This is a genomic window from Synechococcus sp. MVIR-18-1, assembly GCF_014279835.1.
Classification (GTDB): domain Bacteria; phylum Cyanobacteriota; class Cyanobacteriia; order PCC-6307; family Cyanobiaceae; genus Synechococcus_C.
In genome coordinates this window covers 1,920,130-1,939,996 of sequence record NZ_CP047942.1, presented here as the reverse complement: position 1 = coordinate 1,939,996, position 19,867 = coordinate 1,920,130, and the positions used below count along the sequence as shown (strand labels likewise).

Here is a 19,867-nt window from a genome sequence, read left to right as displayed (position 1 = left end):
TCGCCCTTCCACTCACCACCCGCCCCTGGGTTTTCCCGACATGGTTTCCATCAGACCCGACGAGATCAGCGCCATCCTCAAGCAGCAGATCGAGGACTATGACAAGTCCGTATCGGTCAGCAACGTCGGCTCAGTCCTGCAGGTAGGCGACGGAATCGCCCGTGTTTACGGCCTGCAACAGGTGATGGCTGGTGAGCTAGTTGAGTTCGAAGACGGTACTGAAGGGATTGCCCTCAACCTCGAAGACGACAACGTCGGCATTGTGCTGATGGGTCAGGGCATTGGTATCCAGGAAGGAAGCACTGTGCGTGCGACCGGCAAGATCGCCTCAGTTCCTGTGGGTGATGCCCTGCTCGGACGGGTTGTGAACCCTCTTGGTGAAGCCATTGATGGCAAGGGTGATCTTCCCTCTAATGAAACGCGCCTGATTGAGTCACCGGCTCCAGGAATCATTCAGCGCAAGTCTGTGCATGAGCCCATGCAGACTGGTATTACCGCGATCGACGCCATGATCCCCATTGGCCGTGGCCAGCGGGAGCTGATCATTGGTGATCGTCAAACCGGTAAGACAGCTATTTGTATTGACACGATCCTGAATCAGGCAGATCAGGATGTGGTCTGTGTCTATGTGGCAATTGGACAGAAGGCAGCTTCTGTTGCCCAGGTCACGGAAGTGCTGCGCGAGCGTGGTGCTCTGGATTACACCGTGGTAGTGGCTGCAAACGCATCGGATCCTGCTGCTCTTCAGTACCTGGCTCCTTACACCGGAGCGTCGATTGCTGAGTACTTCATGTACAAAGGCAAGGCCACCTTGGTCATCTATGACGATCTGACCAAGCAGGCTCAGGCTTACCGCCAGATGTCTCTGCTCCTGCGTCGCCCACCCGGTCGTGAGGCTTATCCCGGTGACGTGTTCTATTGCCACAGTCGTTTGCTTGAGCGTGCTGCCAAGCTTTCCGATGCCATGGGTAAAGGTTCGATGACCGCCCTGCCGATCATTGAGACTCAGGCCGGTGACGTTTCTGCTTACATTCCTACAAACGTGATTTCGATCACGGATGGTCAGGTCTTCCTCAGTTCTGACCTGTTCAACTCCGGCCTACGTCCTGCGATCAACGTGGGTATCTCTGTGAGCCGTGTTGGGGGCGCAGCCCAGACCAAGGCGATTAAGAAGATTGCTGGAACCCTGAAGCTGGAATTGGCGCAGTTTGACGAACTGGCTGCTTTCTCACAGTTTGCTTCTGATCTTGATGCAGCGACACAGCAGCAGCTCAGCAGGGGCAAGCGTCTTCGTGAGCTGCTCAAGCAGTCTCAGTTCAGCCCTCTGATTTTGGCTGAGCAGGTGGCGATCGTTTATGCAGGCGTTAAAGGCCTGATCGACGATGTGCCCGTTGAAGAAGTTGTTCAGTTCTCACGCGAATTGCGCGAGTATCTCAAGAGCAATAAGCCTGAGTTCATCAGCAAAATCCAAACAGAGAAGGTCTTGAGCCCTGAAGCTGAGACCACTCTGAAAGAGGCGATTGCTGAAGTTGTGTCCACCATGATGGCCTCCGCCAACTGAGGGCTTAAGCCATGGCAAATCTAAAAGCGATCCGTGACCGAATTAAATCGGTCAAGAACACCCGCAAGATCACAGAGGCCATGCGCCTCGTGGCTGCGGCCAAAGTTCGTCGAGCTCAAGAACAAGTCTTGCGAAGTCGTCCGTTTGCGGATCGACTCGCGCGCTTACTAGAGAATCTTCAAGCGCGTATGCGCTTTGAAGATGCTGATGCTCCACTGCTCGAGCAGCGCCCTGTTGAAACCATCACCTTGATGGCCGTCACTGGCGATCGTGGTCTTTGTGGTGGCTACAACTCCAATATCATCAGACGCACTGAGAAACGTTTCGCTGAGCTTCAACGCCAGGGTTACAAAGTCACTCTTGTGTTGATTGGTCGCAAAGCGATTAGTTATTTCACCAATCGTAGTTATCCCATTCAAGCTACTTTCACGGGCTTGGAGCAAGTACCTACGGCAGACGAAGCTGGTTCAATCGCTAGCGAAATCTTTGCTGAGTTTCTTTCTGAAACATCAGATCGTGTTGAGATCGTTTACACCAAGTTTATTAATTTGGTGAGCTGTAAGCCCGTCGTTCAGACGCTTTTGCCTCTTGATCCCCAAGGGATTGCTGAGGCAGAGGATGAAATCTTCCGTCTCACAACCAAAGAAGGTCGTCTGACTGTTGAGACAGGAGATGCTCCTGCTAATTCTCAACCTGCTCTGCCCTCAGACATCGTCTTTGAGCAAAGTCCTGATCAGCTTTTGAATGCGTTGTTGCCTCTGTATTTACAGAATCAACTTTTGCGTTCGTTGCAGGAATCGGCAGCGTCTGAGCTGGCCAGTCGTATGACTGCAATGAATAATGCCAGTGATAATGCCAAGGAATTGGCAAAAACGCTCACTCTTGATTACAACAAGGCGCGTCAGGCAGCGATTACCCAGGAAATTCTGGAAGTTGTTGGTGGCTCGGCGGCTGCAGGGGGCTAGCTCCCTTGTGATCATTAAAAAAGCCGGTCCTGTGGGCCGGCTTTTTTAATGGAGTGATGACTTTCACTCTTCACCAGCTTTTCCCAACGGTTGTGGCGACAACCAAGCTGGTCATCGATCCACTGGATCTTGCTGGACATTTGCAGACGCTGCTGGCTCTTAGGGGTGGGGCTGTTGGCAATCCCAGTGAGGGATGCGCTTGGACTGGGGATATCAACGGTGTTTGGCAGTTGCATCACCAAGCCGAATTTGCTCCATTGGTTCACAAGGTGTCAGAGCAGGCCACGGGTTACCTTGAGTCCGTTGGCTTTGATCGCAGCCAAGTGGCTTTGCATCTCCAGCGCTGCTGGCCTGTGCTAAGCGATTGGGATCAGCTCGTTGGCCGCCATCACCACCCCAATGCCCATCTCAGTGCGGTGCTCTATCTCACCGGAGATGGTTCAGGGGAGGAGGGTGTGCTTCGCGTGCATGCCCCTCATCAAAGCAATGAGCTCGTTCCAGGACTCGTCGCTGGCCATGGCGGGCCAATTGCTTCTGATCACCCTTTGAATTCTGAACGGTGGGATTTGGCTCCTGAGGTTGGCTTACTCGTGCTGTTTCCTTCCAGGCTTGATCACAGCGTGTTGGCGAATGGCGATCCTGAATCGCTTCGCTGCTCGATCAGTTTCGATTTTGTGATCACAGCTCCCGAGCATGGGAATCCACCGGAATACCTAGCGCCCCATCCCTCGCAATGGAATCCCTGCTCCGATCTGTCGTCATAAGGCCTGTTGCCCTGAGAAGATGAATGACCAAGGCTTCTCTTTAAGGATGAGCGATAACGCCATTGCTGCCGCTACTTTCAACGTCAGCATCGAGATCGATGGTTCTGAGCACAGTTTTTCCTGTCGCAGTGATCAGACCGTTTTGGCGGCTGCGGAAGCGGCAGGGGTGATGCTTCCCAGTTCTTGCTGTTCTGGGGTTTGCACCACCTGTGCAGCCCGCCTCAAAAGTGGATCTGTGGAGCAATCTGATGCAATGGGGGTAAGAGAAGACCTACGCGCTGATGGTTTTACGTTGCTGTGCGTTGCGCTTCCTTGTTCCGATCTTCAGCTACTAGCGGGTCAAGAGGATGCGCTCTATGAGGCTCAGTTTGGTCAGTACCAAAAATGAGGTTGGCGTCGAAAACGTTGCAATTGCCTTGGCCGAAAGATCTAAAGGCGTCTGATTTACGTGGTTGGTTAAAGGATCAATTGCGCATTCATGGTGCCCCCCTGCGTTGGGCGATTACTGCTGTCCATCATTCCGAGCAAGATCACGGGGCTGTCTTGCAGGTTGAAGCGGTGTGGATCGAGTGAGTGAGGGGCTGGCTTTGGGATCTCCCCTGCCCACGTTGATGGTGGTCCCAACGGGTATTGGTTGTGCGATCGGCGGGTATGCCGGCGATGCCCTTCCGAGTGCCAGGCTTTTGGCTGCGGCCTCCGGGTGTTTGATCACCCATCCCAATGTGATGAATGGGGCTTCTTTGTATTGGAAAGACCAGCGCATTCACTATGTGGAGGGGTATGGTCTCGACCGCTTTGCCGCAGGCGATTGGGCGCTGCGATCTGTTCGTCAGCAGCGGATTGGTTTGCTTTTGGATGCCAGTATTGAGCCGGAACTGCGTCACCGCCACCTACAGGTGGCCGATGGTTGTAGGGCAACGCTGGGCCTTGAAATCGGCCCTGTGGTGACTAGCGATGAGCCCTTAGGCGTTCATTTGGGCTTGGGCCACAGTGGAGCGAGTTGGGGCACTCTTGAGCGCCCCGATTCCTTATTGAGGGCGGGTGAACGCTTAAAAGCCAGCGGTGCAACGGCGATTGCGGTGGTTGCTCGCTTCCCCGACGACCAGGGCAGTGAGGCTTTGCAGGCCTATCGCCATGGCAGTGGTGTGGACGCCTTGGCGGGAGCCGAAGCCGTGATCAGCCATCTACTCGTGCGCCACCTGCAGATTCCCTGCGCCCATGCACCGGCTTTATCGGTTTTGCCGCTGGATCCGCAGCTGGATCCTCGTGCTGCAGGGGAGGAGTTGGGTTACACCTTTTTGGCGTGCGTGTTGGTGGGTTTAAATCAGGCACCAGCGTTGGTTCAGAGTTCAGCCGCCAAAGCAAGTGATCTTTTGGCTGATGATTTGGGAGTGTTGGTTGTCCCAGAGGGCTCTTTGGGAGGAGAAGCCGCGTTGGCTTGCCTGGAGCGCAGGGTTCCTGTGATCAGTGTTGCCAATCCGTCCGTCCTGGAGGTCACATCAACAGCCCTTGGTGTGGGCTCGGAGGTGTTGCATGCAGGCTCTTATGCCGAGGCGGCTGGATTGGTGCTGGCCTTACGCGAAGGTGTTGCTTTATCTGCATTGATGCGACCCTTATCTGCCTTGAAGGAGCTGGAGTAATGGCAAGCGCTGCTGGTTTTGGATCATCAAAAAGCAGTGAACCATGCCCTTGCTTGAGTGGAATGAACTACGAAAGCTGTTGCGAACCTCTGCATCGCGGGAGGCAATGGGCGATCACTGCTGAACAGTTGATGCGTTCGCGCTATTCGGCTTTTGCTCTTGCTGAAGTGGATTATTTAATCGCAACGCATCCGGATTCATTGACACCTTTGCTGCTACGCCGCAAAGAGTTACGTAAGAATTGCCGCGAGGTGCGTTGGTTGGGACTGAAGATCAAGGCCGTGGAGGCTGGCGGTGTGGAAGATCTTGAAGGCACGGTGACGTTCGAGGCGACATTTGGAGCGGGTGGCCAACGCAATGTGATGACTGAAACGTCATTGTTTCAACGAAGGGATGGGAGCCTGAAAAAGAACTGGCTTTATATCAAGCCGCTATGACTCAATAACCCCTGAGTGGTGCAACAGAAGGGATAATTAACAATGGTTTTTAATGCTTCCATGCATGTTTTATGAAAGGAGAAATTATTCTCTCCAAAAAAGTACAACGCCTTTATCTAATGCAAATTCAAAATATGATCCTGTCGAGAATCAAAGAAGTCTCTTCAGTTGTTAACGGGTGATCACTGAATCGTTGCCGATAAATGCTTCTGTGGCGTCGAAGAATATAAGGGTGTTCCGAAATCAATTCCCATCGCCCCTTAACGGATTACTAAAACTTCTTGTACGTGAAAGTCTGTACTTGCGAGCTAGTGACAGCATTATTTGCAAAAAAAAGAGCTGGCCACTGACCAGCTCTTCTTAAAACTTGAATTATTGAATTAATTCAATAATTCAACCGAGACCGATTTGGGAAAGAATTCCTTGTCCCGTTAGGAGTTCTGTGCCGAGGCCGATCACGAAGCCCATCATGGCCAGTCTTCCGTTCCACTGCTCTGCAAATGACGAAAAACCGAATTTGGAGTCGTTCATGGATCGTTAAGAAAGTTGAACAGACTGTAACAGACTGTTGCGTGTTTTAGCTGCTTGGCGCAAAGGTTCCCGTTTTGCGGCTGATTCGAGCTAGTGACGGTTCTGTCGAGGCGCTTCTGGCCACATGCCAGCGCCAAGCAGTGGCCTTTCAAGCAGTGCTTTTCTCGTCTGCTGACAAGTGCTGCGCAGTGAAGAGGAGCTCGATGGACATGTTCGGATTGCCTTTGTGGCTGGCCGTGCCCTTTTTTTCTGCTTTCGCAACTATTTAATTGCCTGTTTTTTGTTTGGAAGGGTTATGAGTCTTTATTTAGGATTGCCAATCATGAATTCACCGACGGAGCATTCGCTCTTGCCTGATATTCCGGAAACCTGTTCGAATAATTCACTGCTTCCAAAGCTAAGCCCGCACGGTGCGAGCCCCAACGCTGTGGCAACAAGATAAAGTTGTTGATAAATTGATCCTGCATCTTTTAGGATCAGGGCATAGGCAAGCCCGGTTTCTGAATGAAGGCTTGCATTCCTTGCGTAGCGCGTAGCCATTACGATCAGGACATCAGGCTGCTGGCCCTGGCTAGGTGATACAGAAGCCGCCTGAGGGGCTCGACATGTTGTATTCACTGCCATCTCGAGCATGCTTTGGCATGGTTTGTTGAGATCACTCATCTTCCCAAGAGTGTGATCAAAAGAGTCGTAATGATAAAAGCCAGGGCTAATGCCGATGCACTGTTTAATGCATAGATAAAGCTCGATGGAATGGAGGCCTCCAGCACTTGCAGTAGGCCTCAGTAAGCCTTCGTAAGATCGAGGTAATCCTGGGTCGCAGGTGATCTCTTCTCGGGTATGCATGGAATACCAGAGTAGGCTCCCTAATGCTTTGGCGGTGATAGGCATGGAGCTGTAGGCGCGAATGGTTTGCCTTGCCTGAATGATTTGATAGAAATTTGAAATCTGATTGTTGATCGATGGTTTTGGTAGGGACACTTTGCTCAGAATGATTCTTTGATGCTTAGCTGGCGGGGTTTTCTTGTCGATTGTTTTCGGCAATAACTCTTCTTTGCATCGATCAATAAAATGGCCACGCGTGTGCGTATGGAAGCTCAGGTCTTGCCTGCTCCAACCGGCTGTGATGGCCTCTTGGTCGATCTCTACGTTGTTACTGGTGTTGCAGATTCCAACCACGCCAGATGACAGTAAGAATGCAATAACATCTCGATGTTGAATGCGTAATTCTTCGGGTAGGAAGGTCCTGATGTCTTCCGTTGTGCAAGGCGATACGAGCTTCTGGATCAGTGGGTAAAGCCGATGATCTTGCAGGCGTAATGTTGTGGGAGATAAGGGTGTTGTGATATCTAGGCCTTCTATGCAGGGCTGAATGCTTATAAACTTTGAGAGTTTGAATTCTTTTTCAGTTTCTGGATAGGGATGCTGATCGAGTCCGGGATGGATCGGTAGGAGGCGCATGGCAATGCCATTGCATCCATCGATTTCGTGAATCAGTAAGCCGTTCTTGTAGAGCATCTTGAGTTGGGGCTCAAGAGCTAAATGCGGAGCTGTAGATTCTATCTTTTCTGGTATGGCTAAATATTGATTGCTTTCGATTCCAGCTTGAGATAGCTCTTTGAGAATTTTTTTTAGTGATTCTTTTACGCCTTTGAAGCGCAATGTCTGTCGATTGGGATTTGCTCGTGTGGCATAAGGGGTTGTGACAACCATGTCGTTGCCATCTGCGCTGATGTCTACCCCTTCACGAAATAAGTATCTAGGCATGTCTGTGACCTTTTGACCTTGACTGGAAGCCTTCTGTTGGATGTTATCCGTTGGTAATTATGCATTAAAAGTTATCTGTCGGAAGCTATCTAATTGTGTGCTATATCTGCGCTCGATTTGCGCTATTTTTTGCGTCTTGAAGATCGTTTTTGTCCAGAAAAAAAGCAGATCTTGATTAGCGCAAGCAGGCCATGGGATGACGAGGTGGCACATCGAGTGCTTTGGCGACACCTGGATGGCAAACAGAGCCCTGCACCGTATTGAGACCAGAAAGCAATTCAGGCCGTTCTGTCACCGCCTCCTCCAAGCCGCGCCCTGCGATGCCAACGATGTAAGGCAAGGTCACGCTCACGAGGGCTTCGGTGGAGGTGAACGGCACGGCGCCGGGCATGTTGCCTACGGCGTAATGCTGAACACCGTGGATGGTCACGGTGGGGTTTGTATGCGTTGTCTCGCGGCTTGTGGCGATGCAGCCTCCTTGATCGATGGCCACATCAACGATTGCTGAGCCTGGTTTCATCCCTTTCACCATCTCTTCATCCACCAGCGTTGGTGCCCTGCCTCCAGGCGTCAAAACGGCTCCAATCAGAAGATCAGCAGTGGGGATCAGTCTCTCGAGGAGCCCGCGGCTGCTCACAATGCTCATCAGGCGTCCGCTCCGATAGGCCTCCAGGCTGCGCAACCGTTCGGGAGAGCGATCTAGAAGCATCACTTCGGCATCCATGGCAGCCGCCAGACGTGCCGCGTTCCAACCCACGGTGCCTGCACCAAGAACCACCACGCGGGCTGGTTGCACACCAGTGCAACCTCCGATCAGTACCCCTCGGCCTCCTTGCGGGCGCTCGAGCAATCGAGCCCCTACTTGTGCGGCAAGCCTGCCAGCGATTTCGCTCATCGGCGCCAGCAGTGGCAGGGTTCCGTTTTCTAGTTGCACTGTTTCGTAGGCAACGCCCGTGGTGCCAGCGGCAAGAAGGGCCTCGCCCACCTCTGGGTATGCCGCTAGGTGCAGGTATGTGAACAGCACCATGTCATTCCGTAAAAAGCGGAATTCTTCAGGCTGCGGTTCTTTCACCTTTACGACCAAGTGAGCGCCCCAAGCTTGTTCTTGGTCCACGATCTGTGCGCCTGCAGCCGCGAAGGCCTCATCATCAATTCCTGCGCCGGAACCGGCACCGCTCTGGATCCGCACCTCCAGTCCGTGGGTCACGAGCTCTTTGACAGCATCGGGTGTGAGCGCGACGCGTTGCTCATCAACCTTGATTTCTTTTGGGACTCCGATGGTGGCCATCGGAGCCGTCAGTACGGATTGGGCCATGGCTGCCGAAGACGATTCTTCAATCTGACCCTGCTTGGCCGGATTGGCCACTGGTCTAAGTGTCTTGAAATCAGCGGGCGGCGATTGGGAGCCTCCAACCAGTCCCAAAGGCCTGTCGGCTCACTTTCAAGACTGGAGGAGCTTGGCGGCGTTTAAATTCCGCGCGTCGAAAGAGTTTCTCAATCCGTTTCACGTCAGCCGGATCATGTCCAGCTGCGATCAATTGAGCGCCTGAACTGTGCTTTTCGATCAGATCATTCAGAAGTGGATCGAGTGTTGCGTAGTCGGGAAGCGAGTCACTGTCTTGTTGGTCAGGACGTAGCTCCGCGCTAGGCGGCTTGTTCAGGATCTCCGGTCCGATCAAGTCGCTGTGCTCTGGAAGGCCAAGCTCTTTGCGACACCCCATGGCATCAGGGCTGTCTAACCAGCGGCAGAGGGAAAACACCGTTGACTTATAGAGATCACCGATCACTGCCAGCCCGCCATTCATGTCGCCGTAAAGGGTGCAGTACCCCACGGCAAGTTCTGATTTGTTGCCCGTCGCAAGCAAGAGCTGCCCTTGTTGATTGGCAACGGCCATGAGCAAGGTGCCTCGAATGCGCGATTGCAGATTTTCCGCCGTAATGCCCGATGGGGCTTGATCCAGTGCTGGGGTGAGGCTTGCTTCAAAGCCCTGCATCAAGCCTTGAATCGGCACTGTTTTAGTGGAAGCCCCCAGACGGTTTGCAAGCGCTTCTGCATCATCAATGGACCCATCAGAGCTCCAAGGAGAGGGCATCAGCATTGCCTGCACGCGATCTGATCCGAGTGCCGCTGCCGCAATCACAGCCACAAGCGCTGAGTCGATGCCGCCACTAAGACCGAGCAGGGCGCGTTGAAAACCGCATTTATCGGCGTAGTCATGTACGCCCAGCACAAGGGCCTTGAACAGTTGCTCGAGATCTGCGCTTTCCGAGGGGTATGTCGTACCTGTGGTTGTTTCAGAACTGGGATTGCTGCTGTCCCAGCAATCGATGGCTTCACGGCAGGCCGGAAGTTGCAATTCCACCTCACCGGTAGCTGCCATCACGAAACTGCCGCCATCGAACACCAACTCGTCATTGCCGCCCACCTGGTTCACATAAATCACTGGGCAATGAAGACGTTTGGCGGCGCGGGCGGCGAGCTGATGCCGGATCGATGCTTTGGTTCTGCCGAAAGGGGACGCGGAGAGGTTCAGCAACATATCCACTTGCTCTGGGATGAGGTTGGCGATTGGATCCGGTCCCACCAGGCGTTGTGTTTGAAGCGCGTCCTCAACCCAGAGGTCTTCGCAGATGGTGATCCCTAGGCGCCAATGCTGTCCTTCGGCTTGAAAGCTCAGAACACTGGGTTGGTTGGCAGGCCTGAAATACCGCGATTCATCAAAGACGTCATAGGTGGGGAGGAGTTGTTTGCGGGCTACAACACGCCAACCGTTTGCCTCCACCAGGGCTACCGCATTGAAGAGTCGTGGATGCTGCTGGTCTGGAGCAGGCTCCACAACCCCTACCAGCAGGGCCGTTTGCGGCAGGGCATGGCTGAGTCCCTGTTGCAGCTGATTGAGGGCCTCGCTTTGCTGCTGAAGATGCTCAGGACTTAACAGCAGGTCTCGAGGTGGGTAGCCCCAAAGGGAAAGTTCTGGGCTCACCACTAACGCGGGGGAAGTGCCCTGCGCCTGCTGGCTGATTTTGAGACAAGCCTCTAGTAGCCGTTTGGCGTTCCCGGACAGATCGCCCACCAGAGGATTGGTCTGGGCCAGGGCGATGCGCATGGCAGTTCAGGAGGGAGCGTCTTGGAGTCCATAAAGATTGTGCTGCAAAAGGAGGGGCCAGAGCGGTTTTGGGATTTGATCCGCCTTACTCGTCTTGCGAATGCTTGAGCTGGCTGTTTCAGGAATCTCCAAGGGCAGCACAGTGATCTGTGCACCGAGGTGGCGGAGTCCTTCGAGGTGTTGGGGCTCCAGCGGCCAACCCTTTCGCGGCACGACTCCCAGCCGGCAGCGCTTGAGCCAAAGCTCGCTTTGCTTCCAATGGGGGATCTGAGCAGCCAGATCACTGCCCACAACAAAGCAGAGCTCGTGATGGGGCCACAGACGTGCTGCACGTTCAACCGTGGTGATGGTGTATGGGCTACTGAGTGTTTGGTCGATGCTCAACCGTGGATTGTCGATGGCCATGACCAAGGCCTGGAGCAGCTCGCTGCGGAGCTCTAGGCAGGCATCGTGGCGTTTCATTGGGTTGTCGCTAGCCCAGGTTGCGACACGTTGAAAGTGATCTAAAAGGCCCTCGAGGAGACCCTGATGCCCGAGCGTTGGTGGATCAGCGCTGGTGCCAAGCAGGGCGATGGTTGCGGTCATGGCAGGAGCCCGTCGCGCCGGGGCCGACTTGATGGCTGTGGCCAATCTGCAATCAGGCGTTGCATGTTGGTATCGCTGCGAATAAGGCGTCGCATGAGGGTTGTCGGTGCTGGATTGCCCCGCCGCCCTCGACCGCGTTGATCGACCAGCCAGCGTGCTGTGAGCCGGCCAGTCCTGCGCGTTGTGTGCACAGCGAGAGCCGCCTGGGCTAAGGCGACGGGCGCAGCTGGACCGAGGCTTAATCCCCCGGAAAAAGGGGCAGCGATGAGCAACAGCTGTCGAAGACCCGAGAGCGCCAGCTGAAGTCCCAGTTGGACGCCTCCCAACATGGCGTTATGCCCCGAGAGCCGTTGCATCAGCCGTCGTGCTGCTGGTCCTCCCATCGGCAGGTCATAGAGCTTGCAAAGCTGCACCACCAGGGCGGTATCGCAGGCCATACCTCCGGCTAGATCGAGTAACACCAGAGGATTGGCTGCAACCCCTGTGGCCTTGAGCGCTGCGTAGCGGCCGATCAGGCTTTGCGCATCATGTCGTCGGCGCTCCAGTCGACCGAGTTCCAGTTGTTGTTGGAGCCGTTCTGCTTGACGGAGCGCATTCAAGGCCAAGAGGGCTTGGCCTTGCTCTTGCAGCAGATGGATCACAGCAGTGCATAGCGGGTTCACGACCGCTGGTTGGCGCTCGCTGCGAACCCTGCCGTCGGACTGTTGGCAGGCTTTGCGAGGGGCTGCTGAAACGGAAATCGGTTGAGGGATTTTCGCGCGATGGTTGCGATAGCAACGCTCCTGGATCCTTTGGCTGATGCTTTGCAGGAGGCACTCGAGTTGTTCTGGGGGACAACAATCACTGCGGTTCAGCACCGGAAGGACCGGTTTTCCACTGCTCATCAAGGTCTCCAAGGCATCGAGCTCAACCCTGCTGATGTCGGCATCCAACACAAGCAGCACAAGATCGGACTGCAGGGCTACCCGCGCTGCCAGTCGCGCACGCGCCGCTGCTGCAACCTCATCGATTCCTGGCGTGTCGACGAGTTCGACCGTGTTGAGACCAGGAATGGAGATCGTCCAAGGCAAAGCTTGTTGCTGTCTGGTGCAGCCGTGAGCTACGTCAGTGGCCAGGAGTTCTTGGCCGATCAGGGCATTGACGAGGCTTGATTTCCCCACTCCCACGCGGCCGAAGACCGCGACGCGCAGGTTGCGATTCGACAGGCGGTCCAATTGCAGGTCCAAGCTCCTGAGCGAGCCCGCCAACACGGTTTGTTCTCGGCGATTGAGCTGGAGCTGAGATCTCCAGGTTTGTAGCAGTGAGAGGCACCGCTCCGTAGTGGATGGAGGCGAGGACGTCGTCATGACGCCCCATTGGCTCCTGCTGACTTGCGCCACCAGCCAGCGAGCACGGCCAGAACTGCATCAGGGCCAATGACGCCAACAAACCCTCCGAATTCATCCACCACAACTCTGACCCCGCTGTTATCGCGACGGAAGGCTGTTAGTAATCGATCGGCGCGAATCATTTCAGGCACAAATTCGACGGGTTCGCTCAGATCTGCTGGGGTGAGTTGACCTTGGTTTTGGACGAGTGCCGCCAACAATCGATCGCGACTGGCGACACCTAAAACCTTGTCCACCGCATCACCTAAGACCACCCACCATTGGGCTTCGTTTTCGAGTAGGGCAGACCTTAGCTGCAGCAATGTGCTTGCACCGTCCAGGCTCGGAGCAGCAACCCTTGGTGTCATCAAATCCCTCGCGGTGAGGTCGTTGAGCTGGAACACCTTGGCGATCATCGCCGCCTCATCCGCTTCGATTTGGCCGGTTTGGGATCCCATCCGGGCCAGCAGTCGAATCTCCTCTTCGTCGGTATTGAGTTCACTTTCCTGAGTAATGGCCGGCAGCAGTCTCTCCAGCAGAAGAACGAGCGGACGCATCAGAACGCCAAGCAGGTGCAAAACCGGTGCACTAGCGAGGGAGACAGGCAGCGCCAGTCGGGTGCCGATCGCCTTGGGGAGAATTTCTCCTAAAAGAATCACCAGCACGGTGAGACCGATGGAGAAGAGAGGGAGAGCCACCGCGCTGATCCCCATATCTTCGAACAGCCAAGCGGCGTATCCACCGAGCATCAAACTGCCGAAAATATTGAAGCCGTTGTTGGCAATCACCAGCACCGACAGGGTTCGGCCGAGTCGCTGACGGAGCTGGGCTAAGCGCCGAGCACCGGCAACAGGTTTGGATCGACCCGCGAGTTCGACAACGCGAACAGGGTTGACGGAGAGCAGAGCCGCCTCGACGCCAGAACACAAGGCGGATCCGGTGAGGACCACGACCACCAGCAGAATCAGGATCAGCAGGTCGTGAGTCATGCCTGGATGCTTTGCCTGCCATCCTGACGTCTATCTGGTGCCCTGTCTCCGTCGTGGTTCATAGTTCTCTCCCTATTGATGCTCAGGGTTACGCCGAGCGCCGTCAGCGCTTCATGGCCCATCTTGGCGGCGCGGCTGCTGTGATTCCAGCGGCAACTCTGGTTACACACCATGCCGACTGTGAGTGGCCCTTTCGTCAGAACAGCGACTTTTGGTATCTCACCGGATTTGATGAGCCGGATGCCGTCGCCCTGTTTTTGCCGCATCGGCCTGAAGGCGAGCGCTATGTGTTGTTTGTGAATCCTCGAGAGCCAGGGGCCGAGGTGTGGACAGGACGGCGTTGGGGCACCGAGGGTGCGGTGGATCAGTTCGGCGCTGATGTGGCTCACCCGCGCTCTGAGTTGGCCACCCATCTGCGTGGGTACCTGAAAGATGCTGAGGGCATCGCCTTCCGTACCGGACATCACCCGGCGGTGGAGTCCGTGGTGCTCGAGGTTTGGGCTGAACAATTGGATCGCGCCTCGCGACGGGGAGCCGCGGCTCTTGGGCTGGTTGCGCCCTGCCCTGTCTTGCATGAACTGCGCTTGCGCAAAGATCCAGCGGAGCTCGATCGGATGCGTGAAGCGTGCCGCATCTCAGCGGAGGCTCATGAGTTGGCGCGTGCAGCAGTAAAGCCTGGGATGAGCGAGCGACAGGTACAAGCCCTGATCGAGTTTCACTTCCTTGATCAAGGGGCCAGGGGCCCTGCCTATGGCTCAATCGTTGCAGGAGGAGATAACGCTTGCGTCCTGCATTACATCGACAATCAAGATCTGCTCAAAGACGGTGATCTGTTGCTGATTGACGCCGGCTGCTCAATCGGTGACTACTACAACGGAGATATCACCCGCACCTTTCCCGTGAATGGTCGTTTCAGCGGTGAACAGCGAGCTCTCTATGAACTTGTTCTGAGCGCTCAGGAATCGGCTATTGCCACCGTTAGGCCTGGAGGAACCGCGGAAGAGGTGCACCAGACCGCTTTGCGCCAGCTTGTCGATGGTTTGCTGGATCTAGGCCTTTTGGCTGGAGAGGCAGACGGGATCATCGAGCAGGGTGCCTACCGCCATCTGTATATGCACCGCACTGGGCACTGGCTTGGTTTGGATGTGCACGACGTTGGTGCCTACAGGCTTGGTGAGCATCATGTGGAGCTTGATCCAGGCATGGTGCTCACAGTGGAGCCTGGTCTCTATGTCAGTGACCGGCTACCGGTCCCGGATGGTCAGCCTGAAATCGACGAACGCTGGAAAGGGATCGGCATTCGCATTGAAGATGATGTTGCCGTTCTCAAGGATGGCTACGAGGTTTTAACGGCTACGGCTTTGAAAGACATTGCTTCGATGGAGCGCTGATGACGTTTAGCTCACCACTTGCAGTGAGATCCAGACCAAACCAACGGATAAGAGCATCAGGCCATCGAGTTCGCTGACCCTGCCGCTCAGAGGGCGGACCAGGATCAGTGTGAGAACTAGCAATACGGATTCCATCGGATTGAGCCCAAGGATCACGTTGGTGTTTGTCAGTTCTCCAATGAAGAGCACCGCTGGAACGGTGAGGCAAAGAGTGGATAAGGACGATCCGTAGAGCGTATTGAGAGACCGTTGCACCTCTCCTCGATTCGCAGCTTGGAATGCATTGAGAGCTTCCGGAGCCACGACGAGAAGGCCCACCAACACACCACCCAGGGAGCTGGGGAGCCCGAGGTCGGTGATACCCACTTCGATCAAGTTCCCCATGGATTCAGCGATCAGGACCAAGACCAAGAGGCCAATCGCCATGAGAAGACCGCTACGAAGCGCCGAGTCGTTGTCGCCGTCTGCTGCCTCCTGCAGCCCATTGGTTGCTTCGGTTTCCTGCAACTCCAGTTGCCTGGGGGCTTCAAGAAACAGATTGCGATAGGAGCCGGTTTGGAAGCGCAGGAAAGCTGCATAGAGCCCAATGGCCACAACGGTGAGAAGCCAGTTGATCGGAAGGGAAAAGTTGGCTTCCGAGCTATCAGAGCTGAAATTAGGGAGCACCAACACAAGCACGCTCATCGTCGTGATCAAGTTGATGTAGGTGGAAGCACCGCTCTGGTTGACGGTGGCCATGTCTTCTGGCCGGAAGGGTTCCGTGAACCCAGATGTTTGAAAGCGTGACGCCAAGATCAAGGTGATTCCTTTCACCCCGGTGAGAACAATCATCAACACCGAGAACATCGAATCCCTTGCCAAGGTGGGATTGCTCTCGCCGCTCAACATGGTGCTGGTGACCAGAGCCAGCTCAATCAGGATCACGGAGCCTGTCAGCACAAGCGTGCCAATCGGCTCACCGAGCATTTCGGCGAGATGATCGGCTTGGCTGGCAATGCGCCTCGCCAGCAGCAAAATCAAAAGACTGAGTCCTCCTAATCCCCCCAAGACGAGCGTTGCCGACTGCAGCAAGAGCCAATCCAGAAGATGGGTGGTTTGGAGGCCGATTAGGACGACCGCTCCAAGAAGCACGGGCCACTCTTTGCGCATCAATCTTGATTGGGATCCCAGTTGAGTGCCGCCTGGGTCGTGGGGAAGATCACCTCTGCTCCCGCAGCTCGTAGGTTCTCTTCGTAATGCGCTCGCGCCTCAGATTGCCCTGGGCTTTGGAGGTGGGGAGGAACAACAGCCAAGCTCATCCAACGCTGCTGAGGGACCTGCTCCTGGGCGCGCATCACGGTGTGGACGTCGGCGACGGTGTCCCCGAGATAGGCAATGAGTGGTGCGTCGGAACCGAGGCTGCAATCCAAAAGGGTGCTTGCCAACCTGATGAGCCCTTCGGGATCTGGTTTGTCTGGTGCATCTCCCATTGCAATTAGGGGAGGGTTCTGCAAACCGAGACGCTGCTCGAGAAGAAAGCGCGCGGACGGTGGCTCTGCACCGCTCACAAACCCCCAACGGATGTCCCGATTCGTTAGTGCTGCAAAAAAGTTTGGATCGACGAGGAGGGGTTCATCGCAGATGAAACCATCCCAAGTGAAGGGATCTCCCTCTGGATCAGATCCAAAGTAAAAACGGCTGAACACCTCGATCAGATCAGCGCGACTTGGCAGTGCATCTGAATGGGAAGAAGGCGTGTTTGAGCGATGGGTCAGTGCGTGCCGACGGAGCAGTTCGAGGCTCGCGTCCCAGTCATTGTTCCAGCGTCCTTCTCCTTTCAGTGCGTCAACCGTCTCGTGACCAGGCTCCCACCCGCAGTAGTGATGCACGGTGGCCTGGAGAGCACGGCGATAACTGCCTGCTACATCCCGAATGACGCCATCAATGTCGAAAAGCAGGATTGCTTGTGGCTTTGATCCTGAGGATTGCAGGGGGATTTGGCGTCAACAACTGGTAAGTTAGTTCTTTGTCCTTCATCCTTGAGCCCTGACACCATGACGGTTTCCGAAGGCGCTGCCGTCGACCAGGAGGTCGCAACAGAGGCAGCAGCAGCTGATGCAGCACCCCAGGCCGACGCAACACCCGCGGGTGATGCCGCTCCCCAGGGTGAAGATGCAACGCCAAAGGGTGAAGTTTCCGAGCAGCAGCAAGAGCCGAAAGAGGGCCGTCCAGTGATGCGCGGTGGCAGTGCAGCACTTGCTTCTGCCACCATTGATGCTGATGGAGTTCCCTCTGGCTACACCCCAAAAGCCGATGAAGGACGCTTCTTGTTGAAGATCCTCTGGCTTCCCGATAACGTTGCTTTGGCCGTTGATCAGATTGTTGGCGGTGGCCCCAGCCCGCTGACGGCTTATTTCTTCTGGCCTCGTGAAGATGCTTGGGAGACTCTCAAGAGTGAGTTGGAAGCAAAAAGCTGGATCACAGATAATGAGCGTGTTGAAGTTTTGAATAAAGCCACCGAAGTTATCAACTACTGGCAAGAAGAAGGCAAAGGCAAGAGCCTTGACGAAGCGAAGCTCAAGTTTCCTGACGTTACGTTCTGCGGTACCGCCTGATCCAACGATTGTTTTCGTTGTTCCGTGATCCAGGTTTTAGCCTTAGCCCCGCGCCCCGTTTCGACGGGGCTTTTTAATGCTGTTTTTGATGTTGCATATTGCAAAAACAGCTTCGAAAGTAAAACCTAATTCACAAAAAAGCACCCTTAAAGGGGTGCTTTTATGAAATCGATCGTTGTTTTCTACAACTTAAGTTGGTTGGCTCGCTTGGGCACGCGCCCTAGCCCGTTCGAAAAGTTGCTGGGCTTTTACTTTTTCAGGAGAGGAAGGCTGGCCATCTAACTTCGTGACGGCAGTGCGTGCAGCTGAAAGATCGCTTTCAGCTGATGTGGAATCAATGTTGACGCCGAGTTCAGCTGAATTCACCAGAACGGTGACGTCATCGGATTCGATCTCTGCGAAGCCACCCATCAAGGCAATGGATTGCCAATCGCTATTGGTACGCACTCTGAGGACCCCAACGTCGAGAGCAGCAAGCAGAGAGACATGACCTGGAAGGATGCCGACTTGGCCGGTGGTGCTGGGGAGGATGACCTCATCAGCCGAGCCATCGAACACACTCTGGTCTGGTGCCAGAACGCGGAGGGTGAGTGACATGAAAGGGAGGCTGCGAAGAATGGGAAAGCGAAATGCTGGTCATGATCGGAGCGCAAGCGCTCCGATGACGATCAGTTAGCTTCAGCCGCGATCTTCTCGGCTTTGGCTTTGACTTCGTCGATGTTACCGACCAGATAGAAGGACTGCTCTGGAAGGCTGTCGAGTTCGCCGGCGAGAATTTGATTGAAGCCGCTGATGGTGTCCTCAAGCTTCACGTACTTGCCAGGCATACCGGTGAAGATTTGAGCAACAAAGAAGGGCTGAGACAGGAATTTCTCGATTTTGCGAGCCCGGTCTACTGTCTGGCGGTCATCTTCAGACAGTTCATCTAAACCAAGAATGGCGATGATGTCTTGAAGTTCTTTGTAACGCTGAAGCGTTGATTGAACAGCGCGTGCAGTTCGGTAGTGCTCGTCACCCACCACTGCTGGTTGCAGCATGGTGCTTGTGGAATCGAGGGGATCCACAGCTGGATAGATGCCTTTGGAAGCCAATGCCCTGTTCAACACCGTGGTGGCATCAAGGTGAGCAAAGGTCGTCGCTGGAGCTGGGTCCGTTAGGTCGTCAGCGGGGACATAGACGGCCTGAATCGACGTGATCGATCCTTCCAGTGTGGAAGCAACTCTCTCTTGGAGTGTTCCCACGTCGGTTCCCAGAGTGGGCTGGTAGCCAACAGCTGATGGCATGCGGCCCAGCAGAGCAGAAACCTCAGATCCGGCTTGGACGAAGCGGAAGATGTTATCCACGAACAGCAGAACGTCCTGCTTGTTCACATCGCGGAAGTGCTCGGCCATGGTTAACGCTGAGAGACCCACGCGCATGCGTGCGCCAGGGGGCTCATTCATCTGCCCGTAACAGAGGGCCACTTTGGACTTCGAGAGATCATCGGCATTGATCACGCCTGACTCTTTGAATTCTTCGTAGAGATCATTCCCCTCACGGGTGCGCTCTCCCACGCCGCCGAAGACGGACACGCCCCCATGCTCTTTAGCGATGTTGTTGATCAGCTCCTGAATCAACACGGTTTTGCCAACTCCAGCACCGCCGAAGAGGCCAATTTTTCCTCCCTCGCGATACGGAGCCAAGAGATCAATCACCTTGATGCCCGTTTCGAACACTTTGGGCTTTGTCTCTAGCTCAGTGAGCTTTGGAGCTTCTCGGTGAATCGGTGCAGTGAGATCTGTTTTGACGGGGCCTTGCTCATCAACTGGTTCACCGAGCACGTTGAAAATTCGGCCCAAGGTGGCTTCGCCAACTGGAACTGAGATCGGTGAGCCTGTATCGAGGGCTTCCATTCCGCGCACGAGACCATCGGTGCCACTCATGGCCACCGCACGAACTCTGTGATCGCCGAGGAGTTGCTGAACTTCGGCGGTTAAGCCAATCGTTTCTCCAGCAGGGTTAGTGCCTTCGATCCGCAATGCATTCAGAATTTTTGGAAGCTTGCCGGCTGGGAATTCCACGTCCAGAACCGGTCCGATTACCTGACGGACAACGCCCTTGGAACCGGTGGAGGCGGGAGCAGCAGCGGCCATAAGTAAGGAGAAGAGAGAGGGACGCGCAACAGGACGA

General features: G+C 55.0%; 20 protein-coding genes. 9 read left to right on the top strand and 11 right to left on the bottom strand.

Annotated features, from left to right (window positions below; translation table 11 throughout):
- Positions 1-40: 40 nt before the first annotated feature.
- The 7 genes from atpA to SynMVIR181_RS10480 are packed head-to-tail and all read left to right on the top strand — an operon-like array spanning position 41 to position 5,367.
- Positions 41-1,561: a F0F1 ATP synthase subunit alpha gene (gene atpA, locus SynMVIR181_RS10510; protein WP_186589193.1), complete on the top strand. Its 1,521-nt coding sequence runs from the start codon at positions 41-43 to the stop codon at positions 1,559-1,561.
- A gap of 11 nt (positions 1,562-1,572) precedes the next feature.
- Positions 1,573-2,526 (top strand): F0F1 ATP synthase subunit gamma, encoded by a 954-nt coding sequence (locus SynMVIR181_RS10505; RefSeq protein ID WP_186589192.1) that lies wholly within the window; start codon positions 1,573-1,575, stop codon positions 2,524-2,526.
- Between the two features lie 56 nt (positions 2,527-2,582).
- Positions 2,583-3,290 carry a putative 2OG-Fe(II) oxygenase gene (locus SynMVIR181_RS10500; protein ID WP_186589191.1) on the top strand — a complete coding sequence of 236 codons (708 nt, stop codon included), beginning with the start codon at positions 2,583-2,585 and terminating at the stop codon, positions 3,288-3,290.
- 46 nt (positions 3,291-3,336) lie between these two features.
- The gene (locus tag SynMVIR181_RS10495; RefSeq protein WP_255444263.1) at positions 3,337-3,678 is read left to right on the top strand and encodes a 2Fe-2S iron-sulfur cluster-binding protein; all 342 of its coding nucleotides are present in this window, start codon (positions 3,337-3,339) and stop codon (positions 3,676-3,678) included.
- The gene (locus SynMVIR181_RS10490) at positions 3,675-3,863 is read left to right on the top strand and encodes a hypothetical protein (RefSeq protein WP_186589190.1); all 189 of its coding nucleotides are present in this window, start codon (positions 3,675-3,677) and stop codon (positions 3,861-3,863) included. The genes SynMVIR181_RS10495 and SynMVIR181_RS10490 overlap by 4 nt, the downstream gene beginning before the upstream one ends.
- 38 nt (positions 3,864-3,901) lie before the next feature.
- Positions 3,902-4,930, top strand: coding sequence for a DUF3326 domain-containing protein (locus SynMVIR181_RS10485; RefSeq protein WP_186590628.1), 1,029 nt, complete (start codon positions 3,902-3,904; stop codon positions 4,928-4,930).
- Positions 4,930-5,367, top strand: coding sequence for a YchJ family protein (locus tag SynMVIR181_RS10480; RefSeq protein WP_186589189.1), 438 nt, complete (start codon positions 4,930-4,932; stop codon positions 5,365-5,367). The genes SynMVIR181_RS10485 and SynMVIR181_RS10480 overlap by 1 nt, the downstream gene beginning before the upstream one ends.
- Positions 5,368-5,760: 393 nt before the next feature.
- Here the strand turns inward: SynMVIR181_RS10480 and SynMVIR181_RS10475 are convergent, their stop codons facing one another.
- The 7 genes from SynMVIR181_RS10475 to SynMVIR181_RS10445 form a co-directional block, all read right to left on the bottom strand.
- Positions 5,761-5,898: a hypothetical protein gene (locus SynMVIR181_RS10475; protein ID WP_006854313.1), complete on the bottom strand. Its 138-nt coding sequence runs from the start codon at positions 5,896-5,898 to the stop codon at positions 5,761-5,763.
- Between the two features lie 303 nt (positions 5,899-6,201).
- A complete protein-coding gene (locus SynMVIR181_RS10470) occupies positions 6,202-7,611 on the bottom strand; it encodes a SagB family peptide dehydrogenase (RefSeq protein WP_255444262.1) in 1,410 nt (469 codons plus the stop codon).
- Positions 7,612-7,840: 229 nt separating this feature from the next.
- The gene (gene ald, locus SynMVIR181_RS10465; RefSeq protein ID WP_186590627.1) at positions 7,841-8,980 is read right to left on the bottom strand and encodes an alanine dehydrogenase; all 1,140 of its coding nucleotides are present in this window, start codon (positions 8,978-8,980) and stop codon (positions 7,841-7,843) included.
- 70 nt (positions 8,981-9,050) lie between these two features.
- Positions 9,051-10,772, bottom strand: a complete 1,722-nt coding sequence (locus tag SynMVIR181_RS10460; protein WP_186589187.1) for an NAD+ synthase — start codon at positions 10,770-10,772, stop codon at positions 9,051-9,053.
- Positions 10,773-10,778: 6 nt separating this feature from the next.
- Positions 10,779-11,357, bottom strand: coding sequence for a nicotinate-nucleotide adenylyltransferase (locus tag SynMVIR181_RS10455; RefSeq protein ID WP_186523779.1), 579 nt, complete (start codon positions 11,355-11,357; stop codon positions 10,779-10,781).
- Complete coding sequence (locus tag SynMVIR181_RS10450; RefSeq protein ID WP_186523778.1) at positions 11,354-12,703, bottom strand: GTP-binding protein; 1,350 nt, start codon at positions 12,701-12,703, stop codon at positions 11,354-11,356. Before SynMVIR181_RS10450 ends, SynMVIR181_RS10455 begins: the two co-directional genes overlap by 4 nt.
- On the bottom strand, positions 12,700-13,713 hold the full coding sequence (locus tag SynMVIR181_RS10445) for a CNNM domain-containing protein (protein WP_186523777.1): 1,014 nt from the start codon (positions 13,711-13,713) through the stop codon (positions 12,700-12,702). Before SynMVIR181_RS10445 ends, SynMVIR181_RS10450 begins: the two co-directional genes overlap by 4 nt.
- Before the next feature lie 53 nt (positions 13,714-13,766).
- On the opposite strand from SynMVIR181_RS10445, the gene SynMVIR181_RS10440 reads away from it, so the two are divergent.
- Complete coding sequence (locus tag SynMVIR181_RS10440) at positions 13,767-15,104, top strand: aminopeptidase P N-terminal domain-containing protein (protein WP_186589186.1); 1,338 nt, start codon at positions 13,767-13,769, stop codon at positions 15,102-15,104.
- A 6-nt stretch (positions 15,105-15,110) separates the two neighbouring features.
- Here SynMVIR181_RS10440 and SynMVIR181_RS10435 read toward each other — a convergent pair whose 3' ends face one another.
- Together SynMVIR181_RS10435 and SynMVIR181_RS10430 are read right to left on the bottom strand one after the other, a co-directional pair.
- On the bottom strand, positions 15,111-16,253 hold the full coding sequence (locus SynMVIR181_RS10435) for a calcium:proton antiporter (RefSeq protein ID WP_186523775.1): 1,143 nt from the start codon (positions 16,251-16,253) through the stop codon (positions 15,111-15,113).
- A complete protein-coding gene (locus SynMVIR181_RS10430) occupies positions 16,253-17,044 on the bottom strand; it encodes a TIGR01548 family HAD-type hydrolase (RefSeq protein WP_186590626.1) in 792 nt (263 codons plus the stop codon). Before SynMVIR181_RS10430 ends, SynMVIR181_RS10435 begins: the two co-directional genes overlap by 1 nt.
- 93 nt (positions 17,045-17,137) lie before the next feature.
- Here SynMVIR181_RS10430 and SynMVIR181_RS10425 point away from each other — a divergent pair, with 93 nt between their 5' ends.
- Positions 17,138-17,698 (top strand): 30S ribosomal protein PSRP-3, encoded by a 561-nt coding sequence (locus SynMVIR181_RS10425; protein ID WP_186523774.1) that lies wholly within the window; start codon positions 17,138-17,140, stop codon positions 17,696-17,698.
- 189 nt (positions 17,699-17,887) lie between these two features.
- On the opposite strand, the gene atpC is transcribed toward SynMVIR181_RS10425, so the two are convergent.
- Both atpC and atpD read right to left on the bottom strand, forming a co-directional pair.
- Entirely contained in the window at positions 17,888-18,295 is a 408-nt protein-coding gene (gene atpC / locus SynMVIR181_RS10420) for an ATP synthase F1 subunit epsilon (protein WP_186523773.1), read from the bottom strand.
- Between the two features lie 71 nt (positions 18,296-18,366).
- A complete protein-coding gene (atpD, locus tag SynMVIR181_RS10415; protein WP_186523772.1) occupies positions 18,367-19,830 on the bottom strand; it encodes a F0F1 ATP synthase subunit beta in 1,464 nt (487 codons plus the stop codon).
- Positions 19,831-19,867: the final 37 nt, after the last annotated feature.